Below are 20443 nucleotides of genomic sequence, written 5' to 3'. Positions count from 1 at the left end.
ATCACTGAAGAGGCGGCTATTCTAGCGAGATAATTCTTAGTGTCAAACACTTTTTAGAATTTTCTTTTTTTGCTTTCAAGCCTTGTTGAAACTTGCTTCATCGCTTTGTAAGCGCTCTGCCGTGTCAACGAGAGCGCATTATAGGGATCGCGTGACAAGACGCAAGCGCTTTTTATAAAAATCGTTATTTTATTAACTGTTCGTGCATTTTTTGCCCAAAAGGCTTATTTTTACCACTATTGTTAGCTCAAACGCTATTCACTCTCACTATCTAATGGAGATTTTATGAGTTCTCTTCGTAGCTACAAAGGCATTAGCCCTCAAGTTGGCAACAATGTCTATATTGATTCCAGTTCTGTATTGGTTGGAGATGTTCGAATCGGCGATGATTCAAGTATCTGGCCAATTGTCGCAGCCCGCGGTGATGTCAATTACATTGAGATAGGTCAGCGTACGAGTATTCAAGACGGGACGGTATTGCACGTTACCCATAAAAACACCGACAACCCAGAGGGCTACCCTCTCATCATTGGCAACGATGTCACCGTAGGCCACAAGGTTATGCTACATGGCTGCGTGATTGGTGACCGAGTATTGGTTGGGATGGGAGCGATTGTATTAGATGGTGTCGTAGTTGAATCAGAAGTGATGATTGGGGCAGGAAGTCTGGTTCCACCGAACAAGAAACTAGAAAGTGGCTATCTTTATGTAGGAAGCCCAGTCAAGCAAATTCGCCCATTGAAGGCCAGTGAAATAGCCTTCTTACAAAAATCGGCTGACAACTATGTCGCGACTAAGAACAATTACTTAACGAATGTGGTCGATCTTTAAGCTTTAGTTAATCTAAGACGATTTGCCCTACTTCGTTAAACATTTCTTCTTCTATTTGTTCTTCGGCCTGCTCTTCCAAATCAAATCGATATTGGGAGAACAGGTCAAGCGCCAACGTTTCGTCGTTTATCTGACGTCCACTTATTCCTTCAAGCGTCGCTATCGGGATAACGCACACGATTAAATTGCCCATATTTTGGGCCGTAAACTCTATTTGGCGTAATTCGTTATTCCAAATAGAGTCTTCCGAGAAGATAATCGACTGATTCATCGTTAACCCTCTAGGTTTTTTCTAAGTTCTCGTAATATTTGCTTAGAGCCCGGTCTCAAACCTCGCCACAACATAAAGCTCTCCGCAGCCTGACCAACCAGCATCCCTAATCCATCGTAAGCTTGAGCAACACCTTGCTCTCTAGCCCACTGATTAAAAGTGGTCACTCCCGCCCCATACGTCATGTCATACGCGATAGTCGTTGAAGAAAATATCTTGGTACTAATATCTGGGACTGTTTTGTAAAGACTAGCGGAAGTAGAATTTATAACCAGATCAAACGGTCTATCTACTTTATCCATATGTTCAACATTGACCTGACCAAACTTGGCAAATATCTCCGCTAACTGCTGGGCTTTATCGTAGGTTCTATTCACTAACGTTAATTGGCTTGGCTTCTGGTCTAACAAAGGTTTAATCACTCCTCTTGCTGCTCCACCAGCTCCTAAAAGCAAAATCCGACTGCCCTCAAGTGGTACTTGATATTGCAATAAGTTTTGAACCAGACCTTCACCATCAGTGTTATCCCCCAAGATCTCTCCGTCGTCTAACTTCTTGAGAGTATTCACAGCACCCGCTAACTCAGCTCTCTCCGTCACTCGATCGGCAAATTGGTAAGCCTCTTCCTTAAAAGGAGCTGTGATGTTGCAGCCTCGGCCACCAGATTCAAAAAACGCCGCGACTTCTTTTAGAAAGTCTCCGACTTCTGGAGCACGACTTGAATATTCAATATTCTGCATCGTCTGACGCGCGAAAAGAGTATGTATAAAGGGAGATTTACTCTGAGAAATTGGATTACCAAACACCAAATATTGATCAGGGGAACTTGCCATTTATTTGCCTGCCATTAAATAAAAAGGGTCATCTAAGATGACCCTATCATTTCAAGTAAGCTAAGCCAATAATTTATAACCAATCTCTGGCCTTCAAATAATCGCTATAGAGCCTAGCTTCAGCACTGCCTTCTTCTGGTTGATAGCCGTATTCCCAACGAGCCAGTGGAGGCATTGACATCAGTATCGATTCTGTCCGTCCTCCAGTTTGTAAGCCAAACAATGTGCCGCGATCAAATACGAGATTAAATTCGACATAACGGCCACGACGATACAATTGAAACTGGCGTTCGCGATCAGAGTATTCTAGGTTTTTGCGACGTTGCACGATTGGAGAATAGGCGGTCATAAACCCTTCTCCTACGGCTTGAATGTATTCAAAACACGTTTGAAACTCCCATTGATTCAGGTCGTCGAAAAACAAACCGCCAATACCACGAGTTTCTTCTCGATGTGGTAAATAGAAATATCGATCACACCATGCTTTATGCTCTGCATAGATTTGATCACCAAAAGGTGCACAGATAGTATTCGCTGTTTCGTGCCAATGTTGGCAATCTTCATCAAAAGGATAGAACGGCGTTAAATCAAACCCACCACCAAACCACCAAATTGGGTCTTCACCCTCTTTTTCAGCAATAAAGAATCGAACATTGGCGTGAGAAGTTGGGACATAAGGATTATTAGGATGAATAACTAATGATACTCCCATAGCTTCAAAGCGACGACCTGCTAGCTCTGGCCGATGTGCCGTTGCAGAGGCGGGCATCTCCTTTCCAGTAACGTGAGAAAAGTTAACACCGCCTTGCTCAAACACATCACCAGACGTGAGAACTCGACTTCGTCCACCACCGCCCAAACGTTCACCAGGCTCTCGCGTCCACTCATCTTCTTTAAAGCTTGCTTTGCCATCTAATATTTCTAACTCTGCGCATATGTTGTCTTGCAACCTCATCAGAAATGCTTTGACCGAAGATTTATCTATTGTATTAATCATCCATTATCCCTGCCGTAATACGGCTAACGTCTGCACATCGCGAATTTCACTGGGTTTACTTCTGCCACCGGTTTCACCTTCTAAAATACTCACGTTGAGGTTTCCTAGTTGAGCTTCAACTTCTTTTGCTGTGATGCAAGCAGGCTGACCACTTAAATTGGCACTTGTTGAAGTAATTGGCCTACCATAGGCCAAACACAATTTTTGCACTAAAGCATGGTCTGTCACTCGAACAGCAATTGTCGAAAATTGACCTGTGAGCCAACGGCTAGAACGTTCGCTTGCTGGCATAACCCAAGTTACAGGCCCAGGCCACGTTGCGTTAACCAAGTTCAACTGTTCATCCGTTAACTTCTCAATTGCAATATAAGGTTTTAATTGTTCAAAATTAGCCGCGATTAAAATCAGCCCTTTTTCTACTGAACGCTGCTTTACCTTCAATAATTTATTAATTGCAGTAGGGCTATCGGGGTTACATCCAACACCAAATACCCCTTCTGTCGGGTAAGCGATGACGGCATCTTCATTTAGTGCATTCAAGACTAACTCAAAATTGTTCACAACATTTCCTACAAAATCTGCCTTACTTTTTCGCTAGTGTACAAATTATCGTGCTTGAAACCCACGTCAATTTTGAATTTAACAAAAACAGTGGCGTTCCAATCGCGCGCAAACGTTTTCCTCATGCTAATTTCCCCGTATAATGCCGCGAAAATGCAATCGCATACCTTAATCTAATCTACAGCAAGGAGTTCGAGATGAAAGTCGGAATTATTATGGGTTCGAAATCAGATTGGCCAACCATGAAACTCGCCGCAGAGATGCTAGACCAATTTGGCGTAGAGTATGAAACAAAAGTCGTTTCAGCTCATAGAACTCCACAACTTCTTGCTGATTACGCAACCAGCGCAAAAGAGCGTGGTATTAAAGTTATCATCGCTGGCGCAGGTGGTGCTGCTCACCTTCCAGGTATGGCATCCGCATTTACTTGCGTGCCAGTACTAGGTGTACCGGTTCAATCTCGCGCTCTTAAAGGAATGGATTCATTACTTTCCATCGTGCAAATGCCAAAAGGAATTGCGGTAGGGACATTAGCAATCGGTGAAGCAGGCGCAGCAAATGCCGGTATTTTAGCGGCGCAGATTCTCGGTATTCATAATGAAGAGATCATGGAAAAAGTAGAAGCATTCCGCCAACGTCAAACCGACACAGTACTTGCTAACCCAAACCCTGCAGAGGAATAATCGAATGCGCGTTTTAGTCCTTGGAGCAGGTCAATTAGCTCGAATGATGTCATTAGCTGGCGCACCACTTAATATTGAAACCACTGCGTTTGATGTGGTAAGTGGAAACATTGTTCACCCTTTAACTCAGCATGTACTCGGGCAAGGCTTGCAACACGCAATTGATCAAGCTGACGTTATCACTGCTGAGTTTGAGCACATTCCTCTCGACATTCTCGATGTCTGTGAGCAGAGTGGTAAATTTCTCCCAAGTACCGAAGCGATTAAAGCTGGAGGCGATCGTAGAATTGAGAAAAAGCTTCTCGATAATGCTCAAGTCAAAAACGCAAAATATGCGGTAATCACTAATCGAGCTGATTTTGATGCGGCTATTCGCCACGTCGGCGTGCCAATGGTGTTGAAAAGTGCATTAGGTGGATACGATGGTAAAGGCCAGTGGCGCCTAAAAAATGCACAAGATGCAGAGACTATTTGGTCTGAAATGGAAGCGTGCATCGATGCAACGCCAACTCAAGCTATCGTTGCAGAAGAGTTTGTTCCCTTCGACCGCGAAGTTTCGCTTGTTGGCGTACGCGGTAAAAATGGCGATGTAAGAGTTTACCCTCTTGCAGAAAACGTTCACGTTAATGGCGTCTTGAGCTTATCTACTGCAATCGAAGATACCTCTCTTCAAGAACAAGCAAAAACTATGTTTACTGCTGTCGCCCAGAGTTTGGAATATGTTGGCGTTCTGGCTCTAGAGTTTTTTGATGTTCAAGGAAAACTCCTGGTCAATGAAATTGCCCCTCGCGTCCATAACTCCGGTCACTGGACTCAACAAGGCGCAGAGACCTGCCAGTTTGAAAACCATCTACGAGCAGTATGTAGCTTACCTCTTGGGAGCACAAATTTAATTCGACCTACCAGTATGATTAACATCTTAGGTGAAGATAGTGTTCCAGAGAGCGTTGTTGCAACTGACGGCTGCCATGTTCATTGGTATGGAAAAGAGAAGCGCCCTGGAAGAAAGATGGGGCATATCAATGTATGTGCCGCTGATAACCAACAACTCACCGAACGGTTATGTCAGCTTTCAGAGTACCTCGATAGCCAAGCATTCCCCGCTGTAGCGGCCTACGCGGAGGCGAACAAATAACGCTCTTTCGGGTTTATTCGTGATACATTTTTGATGCGAAAACCAAAAGCCCACCGACGATTATCTCGCCGGTGGGCTTTTTAAATAATGCAGTAAACAAACTCAATCATCGTGAGAAGATTGCACTGCTGAACACTTGCGATCGGCGCAGAGTAGCTTGGTTCCGCTCGCGTACTTTTTCTCCACTAATAACGGAAATCCGCAATCCGTACATTGCCCGCTCACCGGGAAATAATTGAGTGCAAATTTACATTTAGGATAATCATCGCACGACCAAAAGACTTTGCCATAACGGGATTTTCTCTCGACCAGTTTCCCTTTTTTGCATTCAGGACAACCAATACTCTCAGACTGGTCACTGTGTTGAGGCTGATCATGAGACTCAATATGGTGGCATTCAGGAAAGTTGCTACAGCCAATAAACATACCAAAGCGCCCTTGGCGTAGCACCAATTCATGAGCGCATTCAGGACAAGGTACCCCGAGCTCTTTTACAATATGACCATCATGATTATGAACGGGACGCAGATATTCGCACGTGGGATATTGGCTACAACCAAGAAACGCGCCATGTTTACCATGACGCAATACCAAGGCCTCGCCGCACTTTGGGCACGCTTCTCCCTGATCTAAAGCGTGCTCATTGGCGCTAAATAGTTGATGGTCGATTTTACGACTCATGGTTATACAACCTGACTACAGAATGATAGTAACGATTAATGCAAAATACCTTGCTCTTTAGTATAAAGCCACTCTTCCATCATAGTGTACGCACTTTCGTATCCAGGAACATTGAACAGCACCATCAAGATAATCCATTTCAAATCATCAAGCTCAAACTCTGCCGTCTCTAGTCCCATAACTCGGTCGATCACCATCTCTCGAGTTTCAGTGTTAAGCACTTTAATTTGTTCAAGAAACAGCAAGAACCCACGACACTCGACGTTAATTCGTTTCATCTCTTCATCGGTAAAAATACGAATAGATGTGGTCGCACCGCTTGCAATTTCAGATTGCTCATCACTTTGCTGAAGTGCCGCTAACTCTTCTAACCACGTTAGCGCTTTATAGATATCATTCTGACGGAATCCTGCGCGGAGTAACTCATCTTCCAATTCATCTTGATCGAATTGCAATTCAGCCTCACTATGGATATATGTTTCAAATAGATACATTAAGATATCCATCATCATAGCTAGCCCCTCCCCTTTAGAATATAGCCACCGGCAATTGATTCAATATGGCCATTAAGTTCCAACTCAAGCAATTGAACCATCGCCTCTTGAATTGGTATATTGGTACGCTCAGCAATTATATCAATGGGCGTAACCTCTTTTCCTACGTTAGCTAACAGTTCAGGAAATGGCAATTCTTCTTGTGTATTAATTACAGGAAAAAGTTCTCCCTGACTGTTTTTATCCTGCTCTTGTGCCCAATTAAGGATATTTCCAATTTCTTGTATTACCTGCTCGCTGGTTTGAACCAATATAGCCCCTTGGCGAATAAGCTCATTACTGCCACGGCAATTAGCCTGATGAATAGAGCCCGGAACAACAAATACATCGCGTCCTTGCTCTGCAGCATATTTTGCCGTCACCAATGAGCCACTTTTTTCTGCCGCTTCCACCACGAGCACACCAGTCGAAAGCCCACTAATAATTCGATTACGTCGAGGAAAGTACTCCGGGCGCGCGCGAATATCTGGTGCAAACTCAGTCACTAACACTCCCTTTTCAGTGATTCGAGACGCTAAAGAAATATGCTGTCGCGGATACAAGTGACGAAAACCTGCCGCTAATACCGCGATAGTTGGATTGTCTGCATTTAACGCGCCAATATGTGCTTGACCATCAATTCCTAATGCTAATCCACTCGTAACCACTAAACCTTGTCTGCTAAAATCGGCCGAAAATTGTTGTGCGGTCTGAGAACCAACTCGTGAAGCATGTCGACTGCCGACAATCGACAGTTGGGGTTTGCTGAGTAAATTGGCATCCCCGATCGTATAAAGGGTGCTTGGTGCGGAATTAATCTCTTTGAGAAGTGGAGGATAAAGCGGATCGCAATAAGCGATAATACGATGAGTTGAGCTTTCATCCAACCAAGCAAGTGAAGCTTCTGCTTGAGCAATGGATTTATCAAATAGCATGCTCAATTGTTTTTCAGTCAACCCGACATTTGCCCATTGAGAATGTGAAAACGCCATCATTTCCAAAAGAGAATAACGACTAAGAAGTTTAAGCATATGTTGAATGCCGACTCTAGGTAGTGCCGATAAACGCAACCAAAGCATCAACTCTTCACGGCTTAACTCTTTTGTCGGATCGGACATTCTCTTCGCCTTAACACTTTTTTCTCCAAATGAACAAACCGCAACGGTTTCTCAAGGAAAGCTATAACAATATCAACAATAAATAAGAATCTTGATCATAATTCGCCTGAGAATGCTGTCATTTGCGGTCTAAAATGTCTAGAATTGACCTCAATTACTACTGTTGTTTCGACACAATTCAACATTCCGAGTGTATATGCCTGTATTAGAAGTATTAACGTTCCCAGACGAACGCTTGCGTAAAGTGGCCAAACCGGTCAGCGCAGTCACACCTGAAATTCAAAAAATTGTCGATGACATGATTGAAACCATGTACGACGAAGAGGGGATCGGCCTTGCTGCAACGCAAGTCGATATCCACCAACGAATCGTGGTTATCGATGTCTCTGACAGCCGCGATCAGCCTATGGTATTAATCAATCCTGAAATCGTCGAAAAAAGTGGCGAAGACGGTATTGAAGAAGGTTGCCTTTCAGTTCCGGACTCAAGAGCTCTCGTTCAAAGAGCTGCACATGTCGTGGTCAAGGCTCTTGATCGTAATGGTGAAGAGTTTAGCTTTGAAGCCGACGAGCTATTAGCTATCTGCGTTCAACATGAACTAGACCATTTAGAAGGCAAACTGTTTGTCGATTATCTTTCACCGCTAAAACGTAAGCGCATTAAAGATAAACTCGAAAAAATCAAACGTGCTGCAGCCAAAAATAAATAAGAGAGGTTAGCTTGAGTCAATCACTACGTATTGTCTTTGCTGGTACTCCAGATTTCGCCGCCCGTCACTTGGCGGCGTTGTTGTCTTCGGAGCATGATGTCATTGCGGTTTATACTCAACCAGATAAACCCGCAGGACGCGGCAAAAAACTGACCCCAAGCCCTGTTAAACAACTGGCGCTTGAGCACAACATTGATGTTTTCCAGCCAGAAAGTTTTAAAACCGAAGAAGCTCAAAAACAACTCGAGCAACTAAATGCCGACATAATGATTGTTGTCGCTTATGGGCAACTTTTGCCTAAATCTGTCCTTGAAACACCTCGGCTTGGTTGTATCAACGTTCACTTTTCGATTCTCCCTCGCTGGCGTGGTGCAGCTCCAATTCAACGAGCAATCTGGGCAGGAGATAAAGAAGCAGGCGTGACCATTATGCAAATGGATGTGGGGTTAGACACTGGTGATATTTTAAATATCGCAACCTTAACTGTTGAGGCTGATGATACCAGTGCGAGCATGTTCTCAAAGCTAGCTGAATTGGGGCCAAGTGCGATGATCGACTGCTTGAGCGATATGATTAACGATCAACATGTTGCCACACCTCAGGACGATGCCCTTGCAAACTACGCAAAAAAATTGTCGAAAGAAGAGGCTCGTATTCAGTGGCAAGATGACGCTGATCATATTGAACGTTGCATTCGTGCCTTCAATCCTTGGCCGGTCAGTCACTTTAGTGTCAATGAACACACCATAAAGGTATGGAAAAGCCGAGTAGAAGAGAGCGCTAGTGAAGCGCTACCTGGTACGATTCTACAGGCTGACAAAAGCGGTATTTATGTCGCGACTGGAAAACAGACCCTTGTTCTTGAACAGATTCAAATTCCGGGGAAAAAAGCCATGCCAGTGCAAGATATTCTCAATGCTCGCGCTGATTGGTTTAAAACCGGCAGTCAACTAACCTAATTCGTTAGACCAGATAGAATCTGGTCTTTTTTTATTTAGCTCATTTTATGTTTGGAATTCATTGTGACTACTAATGTTCGTGCTGCAGCTGCTCAGGTCGTTTTTCAAGTTGTGGATAAGGGCGAGTCCCTTTCTTCTGCTTTACCTATGGCTCAGCAAACCATTCGCCCTCGCGATCATGCTCTGTTGCAAGAGATTTGCTTTGGCGTTTTGCGCTACCTCCCGCGCCTTGAGTCAACCGCAAACCAACTTATGGATAAGCCCTTAAAAGGAAAGCAGCGTGTATTTCATCACCTGATTCTTGTCGGAATTTATCAAATCCTCTTCATGCGTATCCCTGACCACGCTGCGGTAGGCGAAACCGTAGAAGCCACCAAAGATCTTCGTGGTCCAAAGCTACGCGGATTAATCAATGCTGTATTGCGCAACTACCAACGTCGAAAAGAAGAATTAGATATCCAAGCGACGAGTCACGATGCCGGAAAATATGGTCACCCAAGTTGGTTACTTAAGCTTTTAAAAGAAAGTTACCCTGAGCAGTGGCAAGACATCGTTGAAGCAAACAATCAAAAAGCACCGATGTGGCTTAGGGTAAACAGTGAACATCACACTCGCGATGAATATCTAGCATTACTCAATCAAGAGAATATTGATGCAAGTCTACATTCTCAGGCACCAGACGCCTTAAAATTGGCTTCGCCTTGCGATGTCAGCTCACTTCCTGGCTTCGAGCAAGGATGGGTATCGGTACAAGATGCTGCAGCGCAATTGGCCGTTGAGTATTTAAACCCCCAGCCAGGAGATCTCATTCTAGATTGTTGCGCTGCACCGGGTGGGAAAACCGCGCATATCCTTGAACGAACAGATGATGTTGAAGTCGTCGCCATCGATTGCGATCCGACACGTCTTCAACGGGTCGATGATAACCTCGCTCGTCTCAATTTACATGCCGACGTTATCTGTGGTGATGCTCGCTTTCCAGAACAATGGTGGCGAGGTGACCAATTTGACCGAATCTTGCTAGATGCACCTTGTTCAGCAGTTGGTGTCATTCGCCGCCACCCTGATATAAAATGGCTACGTCGGGCCAACGATATTGACGCGCTGACTCAACTACAAAGTGAAATTCTTGATGCGATGTGGAGAAAGCTAAAGCCAGGTGGAACCCTTGTGTACGCAACTTGCTCTATCACACCACAAGAAAACAAATTACAAGTAAAAGCATTTTTAAATCGTACATCTGATGCCCAGTTATTGGACTCTGATATAAACAATCCAGGTCGTCAAATTATTCCGAGCGAGGAAGATATGGATGGCTTCTATTACGCGGTATTAAGCAAAAAAGCGTAATCAACTAATCGAATATCCTTGGTGAAAAATCTAAGGCGAATAAGAGATTAAAGTATGAAAATTATCATTCTGGGTGCAGGTCAGGTCGGCGGAACGCTAGCTGAGAATTTGGTTGGTGAAAACAACGATATTACCATCGTTGACCACGACAGTGATCGTTTACGTGAGCTGCAAGATAAATATGATCTCAGAGTGATAACGGGACATGCGAGCCACCCTGATGTTCTGAGGGATGCCGGAGCTCAAGATGCCGATATGTTGGTAGCGGTCACCAATACTGATGAAGCCAACATGGCAGCTTGCCAAGTCGCGTATACCCTCTTTAATACACCCAACCGTGTGGCTCGAATTCGCTCTCCACAATACCTAGCAGCAAAAGACGAATTGTTTAAATCTGGTGCGGTTCCTGTAGACCATCTTATTGCACCGGAAGCTTTAGTTACCGATTACATTGCACGCTTGATTAATTACCCCGGAGCACTGCAAGTTGTCAGCTTTGCCGAAGAAAAGGTCAGCTTAGTTGCCGTTAAGGCCTATTATGGTGGGCCTCTGGTAGGTAACGCCCTCTCTGCCCTGCGCGATCACATGCCACACATCGATACTCGAGTCGCCGCCATTTTCCGTCAAGGGAAAGCTATCCGCCCTCAAGGAACAACCATTATCGAGGCCGATGACGAAGTATTCTTTGTAGCAGCAAGTAATCACATTCGTACCATCATGAGTGAATTACAGCGTCTCGAAAAAAACTATCAACGTATCATGATTGTTGGCGGGGGAAATATAGGTGCCAGACTCGCCAAACGACTAGAGAAAAACTATCGCGTAAAATTGATTGAACGCTTTGCAGCTAGAGCTGAATACCTTTCTGAAGAACTCGAAAATACCATCGTTTTTTGTGGCGATGCAGCCGATCAAGAATTGCTTACAGAAGAAAACATTGACCAAGTTGATGTATTTATTGCTCTCACCAATGAAGATGAAACCAACATCATGTCTGCCTTGCTTGCTAAACGTTTAGGCGCAAAGAAAGTAATGGTGCTGATTCAGCGTGGAGCCTATGTAGATTTGGTTCAAGGTGGCGTTATTGATATTGCCATCTCCCCACAACAAGCGACAATTTCCGCACTTTTAACCCATGTTCGACGGGCTGATATTGTTAACGTATCGTCGTTGCGCCGAGGAGCAGCCGAAGCCATCGAAGCCATCGCTCATGGAGATGAGGCGACATCAAAAGTGGTAGGGCGAGCCGTTGGTGATATTAAACTGCCTCCAGGTACCACTATTGGGGCAATTGTTCGTGGAGAAGATGTCCACATTGCTCATGACCGTACCGTTATTGAACAAGGTGATCACGTTATCATGTTCCTAGTGAACAAAAAGTACGTGCCCGATGTTGAGGCACTGTTCCAACCTAGTCCATTCTTCCTATAGCGACTAACTTGCAATGCTAAACTATCGATCGATATTGTTCGTACTAGGGTTGGTGCTTTCTAAGTTAGCCCTGTTTATGTACATTCCAACCTTTGTCTCTTTTCTTAGCGGCACACCTGGATTTATTGACTTTGCCCAGTCGGTCGTCATTACTCATATCGCGGCTTTTGCATTTTTATCTCTAGGTAGAACACCAAACTTTAAGCTAAATGTGCGAGATATGTTTCTCATCACTAGCTTAGTTTGGACAATTGCCAGCGTATTCGCCGCACTACCGTTTGTTTTTATTAACCATATTAGTTTCACCGATGCCTACTTTGAAACCATGTCAGGCATTACGACGACGGGCTCTACGATATTAAGCAATCTTGACCAAATGGCACCCAGCATTCTGCTCTGGCGTTCGATTCTACAATGGCTTGGAGGAGTAGGATTTATCGTGATGGCTGTTGCCATTCTACCTATGCTCAACGTTGGGGGAATGAAGCTATTCCAAACCGAATCATCAGACTGGTCTGACAAAAGTAGCCCGAGAGCAAAAACCGTGGCGAAGAATATTGTTAGTGTTTACGTGACTCTCACCGCTTTATGCTGTCTAGGCTACATTGCCACTGGAATGACTGCGTTCGAAGCAATTAATCACGCCTTCACTACGCTTTCTACTGGTGGCTACTCGACCTCCGACAGTTCAATGAATCAATTTTCAAATTCTACTCATTGGGTTGCGACCGGATTTATGTTTCTAGGTGGACTGCCTTTTCTGTTATTTGTTTCAACGCTACACAAACGTCGCCCTCAAGAGCTATTGAAAGATGCTCAGGTTCGAGGATTCTTTTATTTGTTTATCTCGGCAAGCTCAGTTGTGGCGTTTTGGCTTCACTTCCATAACCACTATGCGATGATTGACGCATACCGAGTTTCGATGTTTAACATTGTGTCAGTGGTTACTACGACGGGCTTTGGGCTGGATGACTTTACATCATGGGGAGCATTACCCACAACGTTATTCGCTTTTTTAATGATGGTTGGAGCCTGTTCAGGTTCAACCACAGGAGGAATCAAGATATTTCGTTTTCAAATAGCAATAACGCTTCTGAATAAACAAATAATGAAACTGATTCACCCTTCCGGAGTCTTTGTTCAACGCTACAACAACCGCCCTGTTAACGATGATATCGTGCGTTCTGTGGTGGCATTTGGTCTGACTTTTTTCATTACAATTATCGCAATTGCCGGGCTTTTAAGTAGCTTAGGTTTGGACCCCGTAACCAGTATATCGGGCTCAATTACAGCAGTCGCCAATGTTGGGCCGGGAATGGGGCATTTAATTGGCCCTACAGGAAATTTTTCTCTACTGCCAGACTTAGCTAAATGGGTGTTAAGTTTTGGAATGCTGATGGGACGTTTAGAAATTTTAACTATCCTTGTTCTATTTTTTCCCGCTTTTTGGAAACGGTAATTTAATAGAACAAGGCGTCTCTTTTATTACTTAGATCAACAACTGGTATCAAGAAACTCTAATACTTTTTTCGCCGCTTCTGTAGGCTCAGTATTTGTGTCTAATGTCATTGTTCGTTTTAGTTGTCCTTTACCTAACATGCTACCTAACATTCCACCGACACCACGTAAATTTCGATCCACTTCAAACCAAAGTTGAAGCGAGTCTTGTTCTCGATAAACCACGATTTCGACCTCTCGCCAACGTCCATGAAATGGGCCTGCCGTGGGAACAAATTCGAACTCTTGAGCAAAAGGCATAGCAAACCCTTCAACCGCTTCACACTCAACTTGACGAATTCTCAGCCCTTGCTCTTCAAATTCACTAAAAATTGCATCAAGAAGTGGATCGGGACGAATGGTCAACATGTCTTTATCGGTGGGATCTTTTGCCATTGAGATATCCAAGCCCGTTTCCAACCAGACCTTGGTATCGCCTATAGTAATAGGGGTATTCCACGGAATCTCGATGTCTAACTCGAAATCACGAGTTTCTCCATGTTCGATGGTAAACGACTGTGGCAATGACCATGAAGCCAAAGTATAACGTCGATGAACGCGTTGAGTGCGATCACTGCCCTCACTTGCCCCATTAGCCGTTTCTTCATCGATATAGCGACAATATAATCGCACCTCAATGTTTTCCACCAATTGAGCCGTTTTACCGCCGTAAACATGAATCGTGACTTTAGCTACATCTCCAGGGTAAAGCACTTCATGTTGCAAAACCGCATCAACATTCGCCGAACCGATACCAAAACTTGCGAGTGTTTTCTTTAAAAAAGACATAACGACCTCCTTTGCTTAACGCAATGTAATACCCTTTCCAAACAAAACTCAATTGCATAGCGATACTATTTACTATTTTCTTGGTTTGTGCAAACAGTAACCTATCGATCTTTATTTTCATAATTGCTACAATGATCACATTATGTAGGTACTTGTAGTGCAAATATGATACTCGAATCCTTAGCAATTATTCGGAACGGCTATATGCCAATATGAGCATTTCTACTTTGTGAAGTTTAGCTCAATAATTGTGTTAGGTTTAAGATTCTACAATGGAACTGTCTAACCAATAGGTTAAAAATACCCACAAATGCGCCCAACTGTAGCTAGATGTTCGCACACCCATGGTAGTGCTTCGCGCCGTCGTAATAATTTTGTTCCCGCCGGTAAGCACAAAACTCTTTCTCCAGGAGCAACTCCAGCCGAAAGAAATGCTCGTGAAACTTTAGAGGAAGCTGTTAAATCTAAAGCTGCCTAACTGTTTATCACAACTATCATGCTTAAAAAGCACGCGCTAAACGTGCTTTTTTTATGCCTGTTTTCTGTCATTTCACTTTGGTATTTGACTCAATTTTGCTATTTTCCATCCAAGCTATAAAAATATTGGAGAAACCTATGAAATGTCACCGTGTCGAAGAACTACTAGAATTGTTAGAACCTGAATGGCAGAAAGATTCCGAACTGAACCTCCTAGAGTTTATCGTAAAACTCAGCAAAGAGGCGGGGTATGAAGGCAACCTGCAAGACTTAACCGATGATATTTTGATCTACCACCTCAAGATGCGTAACAGCACAAAAGATGAAATGATTCCTGGCCTAAAGAAAGACCAAGAAGACGACTTTAAAACGGCAATTCTTCGAGCTCGTGGGATCATCAAATAACACTCATCTTTTATAGAGTTTTTCGAACGCGACCGAACAAGCTCTCCTTTCACTATGAGTTAAAGGCTTGTGATCTATGTTGATAAATATTGATAAGTGTAAAGTTAATTAACCTCAAACACGGTTATACTTGTACTTCACCATATGCTAATAAAAGTTATTCATTCGATAATAATAAAAATCACGACAAAATAGACATACAAAGGAAGGGTTATGAGTCACGAGAAAATCGATGTAAAAGATGTTACGCCCAAGGTTTATAACCCCAAGACTCATAAAGGCCAAGACGATCGCTTTAACCCCAACAATCGTATTTATGTTAGAGCGGCAAAAGGAGCGTACCAAAAACTTAGACGCTACGGAGCATGGTTCCTTCTTGTATTATTTGCTTCCATTCCTTGGCTTCCTTATGGTGAACGTCAAGCAGTCTTACTCGACCTTGGCAATCAACAGTTTAATTTCTTTGGCACCACTCTCTATCCACAGGACCTGACGATATTGGCCCTGCTCTTCATGATAGCGGCATTCGGTTTGTTTTTTATTACCACGTTTTTAGGCCGAGTATGGTGTGGTTACCTCTGCCCACAAACGGTGTGGACCTTCATGTATATCTGGTTTGAAGAAAAGCTAGAAGGCGCTGCGAATAAACGCCGCAAGCAAGATTCAGGAAAACTCACCCCAAAACTGCTGTGGCGAAAAACATTAAAGCACTTAGCTTGGTTTGGCATCGCACTGATCACGGGGCTAACCTTTGTTGGTTACTTTGTCCCTATCAAAGATTTTGTTGTTAATATCGCCACATTTAACGCAGACATGGCACCCGTTATGTGGATGCTATTTTTTGCAATCATTACTTATGCCAATGCTGGTTGGATGCGTTCAATTGTATGTATTCACATGTGCCCTTATGCGCGCTTTCAGTCTGCTATGTTCGACAAAGACACATTTATTGTTGGTTACGATACGAAGCGTGGTGAAACCCGAGGGCCACGCGGACGCAAAGACAACCCAAAAGAAAAAGGGCTTGGGGACTGCATTGATTGCAACCTCTGCGTTCAAGTTTGTCCAACAGGAATCGATATTCGAGATGGCTTACAATATGAGTGTATTAACTGTGGAGCATGTATCGATGCTTGTAATGTAACCATGGATCGTATGGGGTATGAAAAAGGCCTTATTGATTACACCACCGAACACCGCCTAGCTGGAAAAAGCACTAAGATAATGCGACCTAAGCTTATCGGCTATGGCCTGATTATGATCATTATGTGTGGGCTTTTCGTTACACAAATCGTGACGGTCGAGCCGGTCGGGTTATCGGTCCTTCGAGATCGCTCTCAGCTGTTTAGAGAAAATAGACAAGGCGAGATAGAAAATACCTATAACTTAAAAATCATCAATAAAACCCAGCAGGATCAAGTCTATCAATTGAGCGTTGAAGGTATTGATGGAGTATCATGGTATGGCAAGCAACAAATACAGGTATCTCCTGGAGAAGTTCTCAACTTCCCATTAAGCCTAGGAATAAAATCCGATCAACTCGATTCGTCTGTCACCAAGATTCAGTTTATACTCGAAGACAGCCAACAATTTACTATCGCAGTCGAAAGTCGATTTATTAAAGACTTGTAACTCGATAAATAATGGAAAGGGCTCAGTAATGAGCCCTTTTTTTATAATGACCGAAGCCAGTTTTAACTTCAACGCTCTCACTCCTGACTGCATGTGGTACGCACTAGAAAGTATTGGTATCCGTGCCGAGTCAGGTTTTCTTGCTCTCAATAGCTATGAAAACCGAGTATATCAATTCATTGACGAGGAAAAGAAACGTTATGTCGTTAAATTCTATCGCCCTGAACGCTGGAGCAAAGAGCAGATCTTAGAAGAGCACCATTTTGCTAATCAGTTAGTCGAAGCAGAGATTCCCATTGCAGCGGCCGTTTCAATCAATGGCGCAACTCTGCATCAGTATAACGGTTACTGGTTCTCATTATTTAATAGTGTCGGTGGTCGGCAATTTGAGATCGATAACTTAGACCAACTTGAATGGGTTGGTCGGTTTTTAGGGCGCATTCATAAAGTAGGACAAGCGGAGCTCTTTTCGCAGCGACCAACGGTTGACCTTCATGACTATTTGTATCAACCAAGAGAAATACTCCAAGCATCAAGCTTTATCCCTTCACATTTAGAAAACGCTTTTTTTAGTGATTTGGACTTATTGATAACCCGACTAGAGCAACATTGGTATGATAACTGGCAGCCAATACGACTTCATGGTGACTGTCACCCTGGTAATATTCTGTGGCGTGAAGGGCCGATCTTTGTAGATTTAGATGATGCGAGAAATGGGCCAGCAGCACAAGATATTTGGATGATGCTGCATGGAGAAAGACATGATAAATTAACTCAGCTCGATATTTTACTTGAAGGATACCAAGAGTTTTGCGATTTTAATCCCACTGAATTGAAACTTATAGAGCCATTACGAGGTCTTAGGATGGTCCACTATATGTCTTGGTTAGCAAAGCGATGGCTTGATCCTGCTTTTCCAAATGCTTTTCCTTGGTTTAATGACCCCAAATATTGGGAAAGCCAAGTACTCGCATTTAAAGAACAAATAGCTGCCCTAGAAGAAGCACCATTAAGCTTGCTGCCGCAGTGGTAAATAAAAATATAATTATATAAATGGAGAAAATAATGACCAAAGTAACAGCGAAACTGCTCGCATTCGCCGCGACTTTACTAATGAGCCTATCATTACATGCAGCTCAATTTGATGAAGGAAAGCACTACAATGTGTTAGATCTTCCTAAATCTGATAAGTCTCTCGTTACGGAGTTCTTTTCATTTTATTGTCCACACTGCTTTCAATTCGAATCATTGATTCAACAATTAAAGCAAGAACTCCCTGAAGGAACAGCGTTAGAAAAAAGTCATGTATCTTTCATGGGTGGCAACATGGGCTCAAACATGAGTAAAGCCTATGCAACAATGGTTTCACTGAATGTTGAAGATACCATGGTCCCTGTTATGTTTGACCGCATACATGTTAAGAAACAAATACCTAACAATGTTGAAGAGTTACGCCTGATCTTTACCGACAATGGTATCGATGGCGACAAATTTGATGCGACGTTTAACGGTTTTGCTGTGGATTCCATGGTGCGTCGATTTGATCAAGCCTTTAGTGAAACAGGTTTAAGGGGCGTACCTTCTGTTGTTGTTAATGGTAAATATCAAGTACTTACTCAGGATATTGATTCCTTCGAGAAATATACTGCATTGGTCAACTACCTCCTGACTCTGTAGTCACCAAGATAGATTCGTGAACAATAGAATTAAAACTGAGAGCGATAAAGCTCTCAGTTTTTACTTTAAATAACACTAATCATTAGAAAGCCTTCACTAACAACCCCATCTAAAATGATACTGTCTGAGAGCTGAGCTGCTTTAATAATCGATCCATTGAACGATACCCCAAGGCTTCAGCAAGGTGTGTCCGATGAATCATCACATCTTCATTTAAATCGGCAATGGTACGTGCCACTTTCAAAATTCGATGATACGCTCGTATCGATAGTCCCAACTGGTGTAAGGTTGCTTCAAGAAACTCTGCGTCTTGTTTTTCTAGATAGCAATGCTTTTCCACCTCTCGACTCGTTAATAAACCATTGACCTTTCCTTGTCGCTTCTCCATTCTCTCCTTGGCTTGCTGTACTCTTAACTTTACCACTTCGGTTGATTCACCTCGGTCACCACCATTAGCCAACGTACCTTGTGGCAGTGCAGGAATCTCGATCGACATATCAAACCGATCCAACAAAGGACCCGATAAACGGCTTAAATAACGCAGTATGCTTTGTGGATTAATTCTGGCTTCGTTTCCCTGATAATACCCTGTAGGGCTTGGATTAAGCGCACCAACTAGCTGAAATCGAGCAGGAAACCTTGTTTTGCCTTGCGCACGGGAAATAATAATTTCACCAGACTCTAAAGGCTCTCGAAGCGAATCCAGTACCTTACGTTCAAATTCAGGCATCTCATCGAGAAAAAGCAGCCCATTATGAGCAAGAGAAATCTCTCCGGGTCTAGGATTAGAACCACCACCAACTAACGCCGCCATTGAACTTGAATGATGAGGTGAACGAAAAGGGCGCTGCTTCCAATTATGTTGATTAATATCTTGCTGAACCAAAGAGCCCACGGCAGCGGTTTCCATCGCCTCATTTTCATTCATATCTGGGAGCAAATCACGCAAACGAGAAGCGAGCATGGTTTTTCCTGTTCCTGGTGGCCCTAAAAATAAAAGATTATGGTTACCTGCAGCCGCAATTTCTAATGCTCGCTTACCCTGTTGCTGTCCAATAATATCTTGTAAATCTCGACCATGAGTTTCTTGTACCACAACGCGGCTCTCTTCATGTAGTGCCAGCTCACTAGAACCACAAAGCGCTTCACAAACATCTAATAGCGTTACTGCAGAACGATGAGTATCTCTCCCGACGAGTGCAGCTTGCGCACCATTCATTTGAGGAACAACTAAACTTCGTTTCGCGGTTCGCGCCGCTAATGCCGCAGGAATGACGCCTTTTACAGAACGTAGATCACCGGACAGTGCCAGTTCTCCTAAGAATTCGTATCCTTCAATAAGATCAGCTGGAATTTGCTCAGAAGCAACTAAAATGCCTAATGCGATAGGTAAGTCAAAACGCCCACCTTCTTTTGGGAGATCGGCTGGTGCTAAATTTACCGTAATACGCCTTGGTGGAAACTCAAAACGTGAGTGCATTATCGCACTTCTTACTCGATCACGTGACTCTTTCACTGTAGTTTCGGGCAAGCCGACTAAAGCAAAGCCGGGCATACCATGACTGATATCCACTTCGATGGTCACTTCCGGTGCTTCCACTCCAACACATGCACGACTATGGATAATAGCAAGTCCCATATTCTTCCTTTCTCATTGATTACGTGGAATTATCAGGCTGAAATACAACCATGTTCGAACCTTGAATGATATTTATACCCTGCTTTCAAGGTGACTAAATATGAAAAAAGAATGAGTTTTTACTTGTCATACGATGGAATAGTATGGTACCACTACGGCATCGGATTAAATGTCCAACAAATATGTCGAAAAGAGCTCACAATTTAATGAACTTTAGCGTTTACATTTCTGCACT

General features: G+C 43.4%; 21 protein-coding genes. 12 read left to right on the top strand and 9 right to left on the bottom strand.

Annotated elements, in window-relative coordinates; all coding sequences use genetic code 11:
* The first annotated feature begins 285 nt into the window (after positions 1-285).
* Positions 286-831: a gamma carbonic anhydrase family protein gene (locus tag ACXJY6_RS18135; protein WP_456052878.1), complete on the top strand. Its 546-nt coding sequence runs from the start codon at positions 286-288 to the stop codon at positions 829-831.
* A gap of 7 nt (positions 832-838) precedes the next feature.
* Here ACXJY6_RS18135 and ACXJY6_RS18130 read toward each other — a convergent pair whose 3' ends face one another.
* The 4 genes from ACXJY6_RS18130 to ACXJY6_RS18115 form a co-directional block, all read right to left on the bottom strand.
* Entirely contained in the window at positions 839-1102 is a 264-nt protein-coding gene (locus ACXJY6_RS18130; protein ID WP_458769181.1) for a DUF1488 family protein, read from the bottom strand.
* Between the two features lie 2 nt (positions 1103-1104).
* Positions 1105-1935, bottom strand: coding sequence for a shikimate dehydrogenase (gene aroE / locus ACXJY6_RS18125; protein ID WP_458769180.1), 831 nt, complete (start codon positions 1933-1935; stop codon positions 1105-1107).
* Positions 1936-2008: 73 nt separating this feature from the next.
* Complete coding sequence (gene hemF, locus ACXJY6_RS18120; RefSeq protein WP_456052960.1) at positions 2009-2929, bottom strand: oxygen-dependent coproporphyrinogen oxidase; 921 nt, start codon at positions 2927-2929, stop codon at positions 2009-2011.
* Between the two features lie 6 nt (positions 2930-2935).
* The gene (locus ACXJY6_RS18115) at positions 2936-3493 is read right to left on the bottom strand and encodes an L-threonylcarbamoyladenylate synthase type 1 TsaC (protein WP_456052881.1); all 558 of its coding nucleotides are present in this window, start codon (positions 3491-3493) and stop codon (positions 2936-2938) included.
* A gap of 197 nt (positions 3494-3690) precedes the next feature.
* Here ACXJY6_RS18115 and purE point away from each other — a divergent pair, with 197 nt between their 5' ends.
* Positions 3691-4176, top strand: a complete 486-nt coding sequence (gene purE / locus ACXJY6_RS18110) for a 5-(carboxyamino)imidazole ribonucleotide mutase (RefSeq protein ID WP_458769179.1) — start codon at positions 3691-3693, stop codon at positions 4174-4176.
* Positions 4177-4180: 4 nt separating this feature from the next.
* The gene (locus tag ACXJY6_RS18105) at positions 4181-5311 is read left to right on the top strand and encodes a 5-(carboxyamino)imidazole ribonucleotide synthase (protein WP_458769178.1); all 1131 of its coding nucleotides are present in this window, start codon (positions 4181-4183) and stop codon (positions 5309-5311) included.
* A gap of 102 nt (positions 5312-5413) precedes the next feature.
* Here the strand turns inward: ACXJY6_RS18105 and ACXJY6_RS18100 are convergent, their stop codons facing one another.
* From ACXJY6_RS18100 to dprA, 3 genes are read right to left on the bottom strand one after another with little or no spacing between them, the layout of a single operon-like run.
* Positions 5414-5992, bottom strand: a complete 579-nt coding sequence (locus tag ACXJY6_RS18100; protein WP_458769177.1) for a DNA topoisomerase family protein — start codon at positions 5990-5992, stop codon at positions 5414-5416.
* 35 nt (positions 5993-6027) lie between these two features.
* Entirely contained in the window at positions 6028-6504 is a 477-nt protein-coding gene (locus ACXJY6_RS18095; protein WP_456052885.1) for a DUF494 family protein, read from the bottom strand.
* Between the two features lie 2 nt (positions 6505-6506).
* On the bottom strand, positions 6507-7643 hold the full coding sequence (gene dprA, locus ACXJY6_RS18090) for a DNA-processing protein DprA (protein ID WP_458769176.1): 1137 nt from the start codon (positions 7641-7643) through the stop codon (positions 6507-6509).
* Positions 7644-7839: 196 nt separating this feature from the next.
* Here dprA and def point away from each other — a divergent pair, with 196 nt between their 5' ends.
* The 5 genes from def (at position 7840) to ACXJY6_RS18065 (ending at position 13551) form a co-directional block, all read left to right on the top strand.
* Positions 7840-8352, top strand: coding sequence for a peptide deformylase (def, locus tag ACXJY6_RS18085; RefSeq protein WP_456052887.1), 513 nt, complete (start codon positions 7840-7842; stop codon positions 8350-8352).
* A gap of 11 nt (positions 8353-8363) precedes the next feature.
* Positions 8364-9311 carry a methionyl-tRNA formyltransferase gene (fmt, locus tag ACXJY6_RS18080; RefSeq protein WP_458769175.1) on the top strand — a complete coding sequence of 316 codons (948 nt, stop codon included), beginning with the start codon at positions 8364-8366 and terminating at the stop codon, positions 9309-9311.
* Positions 9312-9374: 63 nt separating this feature from the next.
* Positions 9375-10661: a 16S rRNA (cytosine(967)-C(5))-methyltransferase RsmB gene (gene rsmB, locus ACXJY6_RS18075; protein ID WP_458769174.1), complete on the top strand. Its 1287-nt coding sequence runs from the start codon at positions 9375-9377 to the stop codon at positions 10659-10661.
* Positions 10662-10715: 54 nt separating this feature from the next.
* Entirely contained in the window at positions 10716-12092 is a 1377-nt protein-coding gene (gene trkA / locus ACXJY6_RS18070) for a Trk system potassium transporter TrkA (protein ID WP_456052890.1), read from the top strand.
* A gap of 13 nt (positions 12093-12105) precedes the next feature.
* Positions 12106-13551, top strand: a complete 1446-nt coding sequence (locus tag ACXJY6_RS18065) for a TrkH family potassium uptake protein (RefSeq protein ID WP_456052891.1) — start codon at positions 12106-12108, stop codon at positions 13549-13551.
* Positions 13552-13586: 35 nt separating this feature from the next.
* On the opposite strand, the gene ACXJY6_RS18060 is transcribed toward ACXJY6_RS18065, so the two are convergent.
* Positions 13587-14378: a sporulation protein gene (locus ACXJY6_RS18060; protein WP_456052892.1), complete on the bottom strand. Its 792-nt coding sequence runs from the start codon at positions 14376-14378 to the stop codon at positions 13587-13589.
* Between the two features lie 615 nt (positions 14379-14993).
* On the opposite strand from ACXJY6_RS18060, the gene ACXJY6_RS18055 reads away from it, so the two are divergent.
* From ACXJY6_RS18055 to ACXJY6_RS18040, 4 genes are all read left to right on the top strand, one after another.
* Positions 14994-15260: a YihD family protein gene (locus ACXJY6_RS18055; protein ID WP_458769173.1), complete on the top strand. Its 267-nt coding sequence runs from the start codon at positions 14994-14996 to the stop codon at positions 15258-15260.
* Between the two features lie 213 nt (positions 15261-15473).
* Complete coding sequence (gene ccoG, locus ACXJY6_RS18050) at positions 15474-16892, top strand: cytochrome c oxidase accessory protein CcoG (protein ID WP_458769172.1); 1419 nt, start codon at positions 15474-15476, stop codon at positions 16890-16892.
* Positions 16893-16938: 46 nt separating this feature from the next.
* Positions 16939-17925, top strand: a complete 987-nt coding sequence (locus ACXJY6_RS18045; protein ID WP_458769182.1) for a serine/threonine protein kinase — start codon at positions 16939-16941, stop codon at positions 17923-17925.
* A gap of 32 nt (positions 17926-17957) precedes the next feature.
* Positions 17958-18569 (top strand): thiol:disulfide interchange protein DsbA/DsbL, encoded by a 612-nt coding sequence (locus ACXJY6_RS18040; RefSeq protein ID WP_456052897.1) that lies wholly within the window; start codon positions 17958-17960, stop codon positions 18567-18569.
* A 109-nt stretch (positions 18570-18678) separates the two neighbouring features.
* Here ACXJY6_RS18040 and ACXJY6_RS18035 read toward each other — a convergent pair whose 3' ends face one another.
* Complete coding sequence (locus ACXJY6_RS18035; RefSeq protein ID WP_458769171.1) at positions 18679-20208, bottom strand: YifB family Mg chelatase-like AAA ATPase; 1530 nt, start codon at positions 20206-20208, stop codon at positions 18679-18681.
* Between the last annotated feature and the right edge of the window lie 235 nt (positions 20209-20443).

Source organism: Vibrio phycocola (genome assembly GCF_054404255.1).
The sequence above is the reverse complement of the archived record's forward strand: the minus strand, read 5'-3'. Positions and strand labels throughout refer to the sequence as shown.

Coding starts and splice junctions, on each gene's coding strand:
- ACXJY6_RS18100 (WP_458769177.1), bottom strand. CDS start 5,992: ATGAGTCGTAAAATCGACCATCAACTATTTAGCGCCAATGAGCACGCT.
- ACXJY6_RS18055 (WP_458769173.1), top strand. CDS start 14,994: ATGAAATGTCACCGTGTCGAAGAACTACTAGAATTGTTAGAACCTGAA.
- ACXJY6_RS18135 (WP_456052878.1), top strand. CDS start 286: ATGAGTTCTCTTCGTAGCTACAAAGGCATTAGCCCTCAAGTTGGCAAC.
- dprA (WP_458769176.1), bottom strand. CDS start 7,643: ATGTCCGATCCGACAAAAGAGTTAAGCCGTGAAGAGTTGATGCTTTGG.
- ACXJY6_RS18035 (WP_458769171.1), bottom strand. CDS start 20,208: ATGGGACTTGCTATTATCCATAGTCGTGCATGTGTTGGAGTGGAAGCA.
- ACXJY6_RS18130 (WP_458769181.1), bottom strand. CDS start 1,102: ATGAATCAGTCGATTATCTTCTCGGAAGACTCTATTTGGAATAACGAA.
- ACXJY6_RS18065 (WP_456052891.1), top strand. CDS start 12,106: ATGCTAAACTATCGATCGATATTGTTCGTACTAGGGTTGGTGCTTTCT.
- ACXJY6_RS18060 (WP_456052892.1), bottom strand. CDS start 14,378: ATGTCTTTTTTAAAGAAAACACTCGCAAGTTTTGGTATCGGTTCGGCG.
- ACXJY6_RS18040 (WP_456052897.1), top strand. CDS start 17,958: ATGACCAAAGTAACAGCGAAACTGCTCGCATTCGCCGCGACTTTACTA.
- ACXJY6_RS18095 (WP_456052885.1), bottom strand. CDS start 6,504: ATGATGATGGATATCTTAATGTATCTATTTGAAACATATATCCATAGT.
- def (WP_456052887.1), top strand. CDS start 7,840: ATGCCTGTATTAGAAGTATTAACGTTCCCAGACGAACGCTTGCGTAAA.
- ACXJY6_RS18045 (WP_458769182.1), top strand. CDS start 16,939: ATGACCGAAGCCAGTTTTAACTTCAACGCTCTCACTCCTGACTGCATG.
- ccoG (WP_458769172.1), top strand. CDS start 15,474: ATGAGTCACGAGAAAATCGATGTAAAAGATGTTACGCCCAAGGTTTAT.
- ACXJY6_RS18105 (WP_458769178.1), top strand. CDS start 4,181: ATGCGCGTTTTAGTCCTTGGAGCAGGTCAATTAGCTCGAATGATGTCA.
- aroE (WP_458769180.1), bottom strand. CDS start 1,935: ATGGCAAGTTCCCCTGATCAATATTTGGTGTTTGGTAATCCAATTTCT.
- trkA (WP_456052890.1), top strand. CDS start 10,716: ATGAAAATTATCATTCTGGGTGCAGGTCAGGTCGGCGGAACGCTAGCT.
- purE (WP_458769179.1), top strand. CDS start 3,691: ATGAAAGTCGGAATTATTATGGGTTCGAAATCAGATTGGCCAACCATG.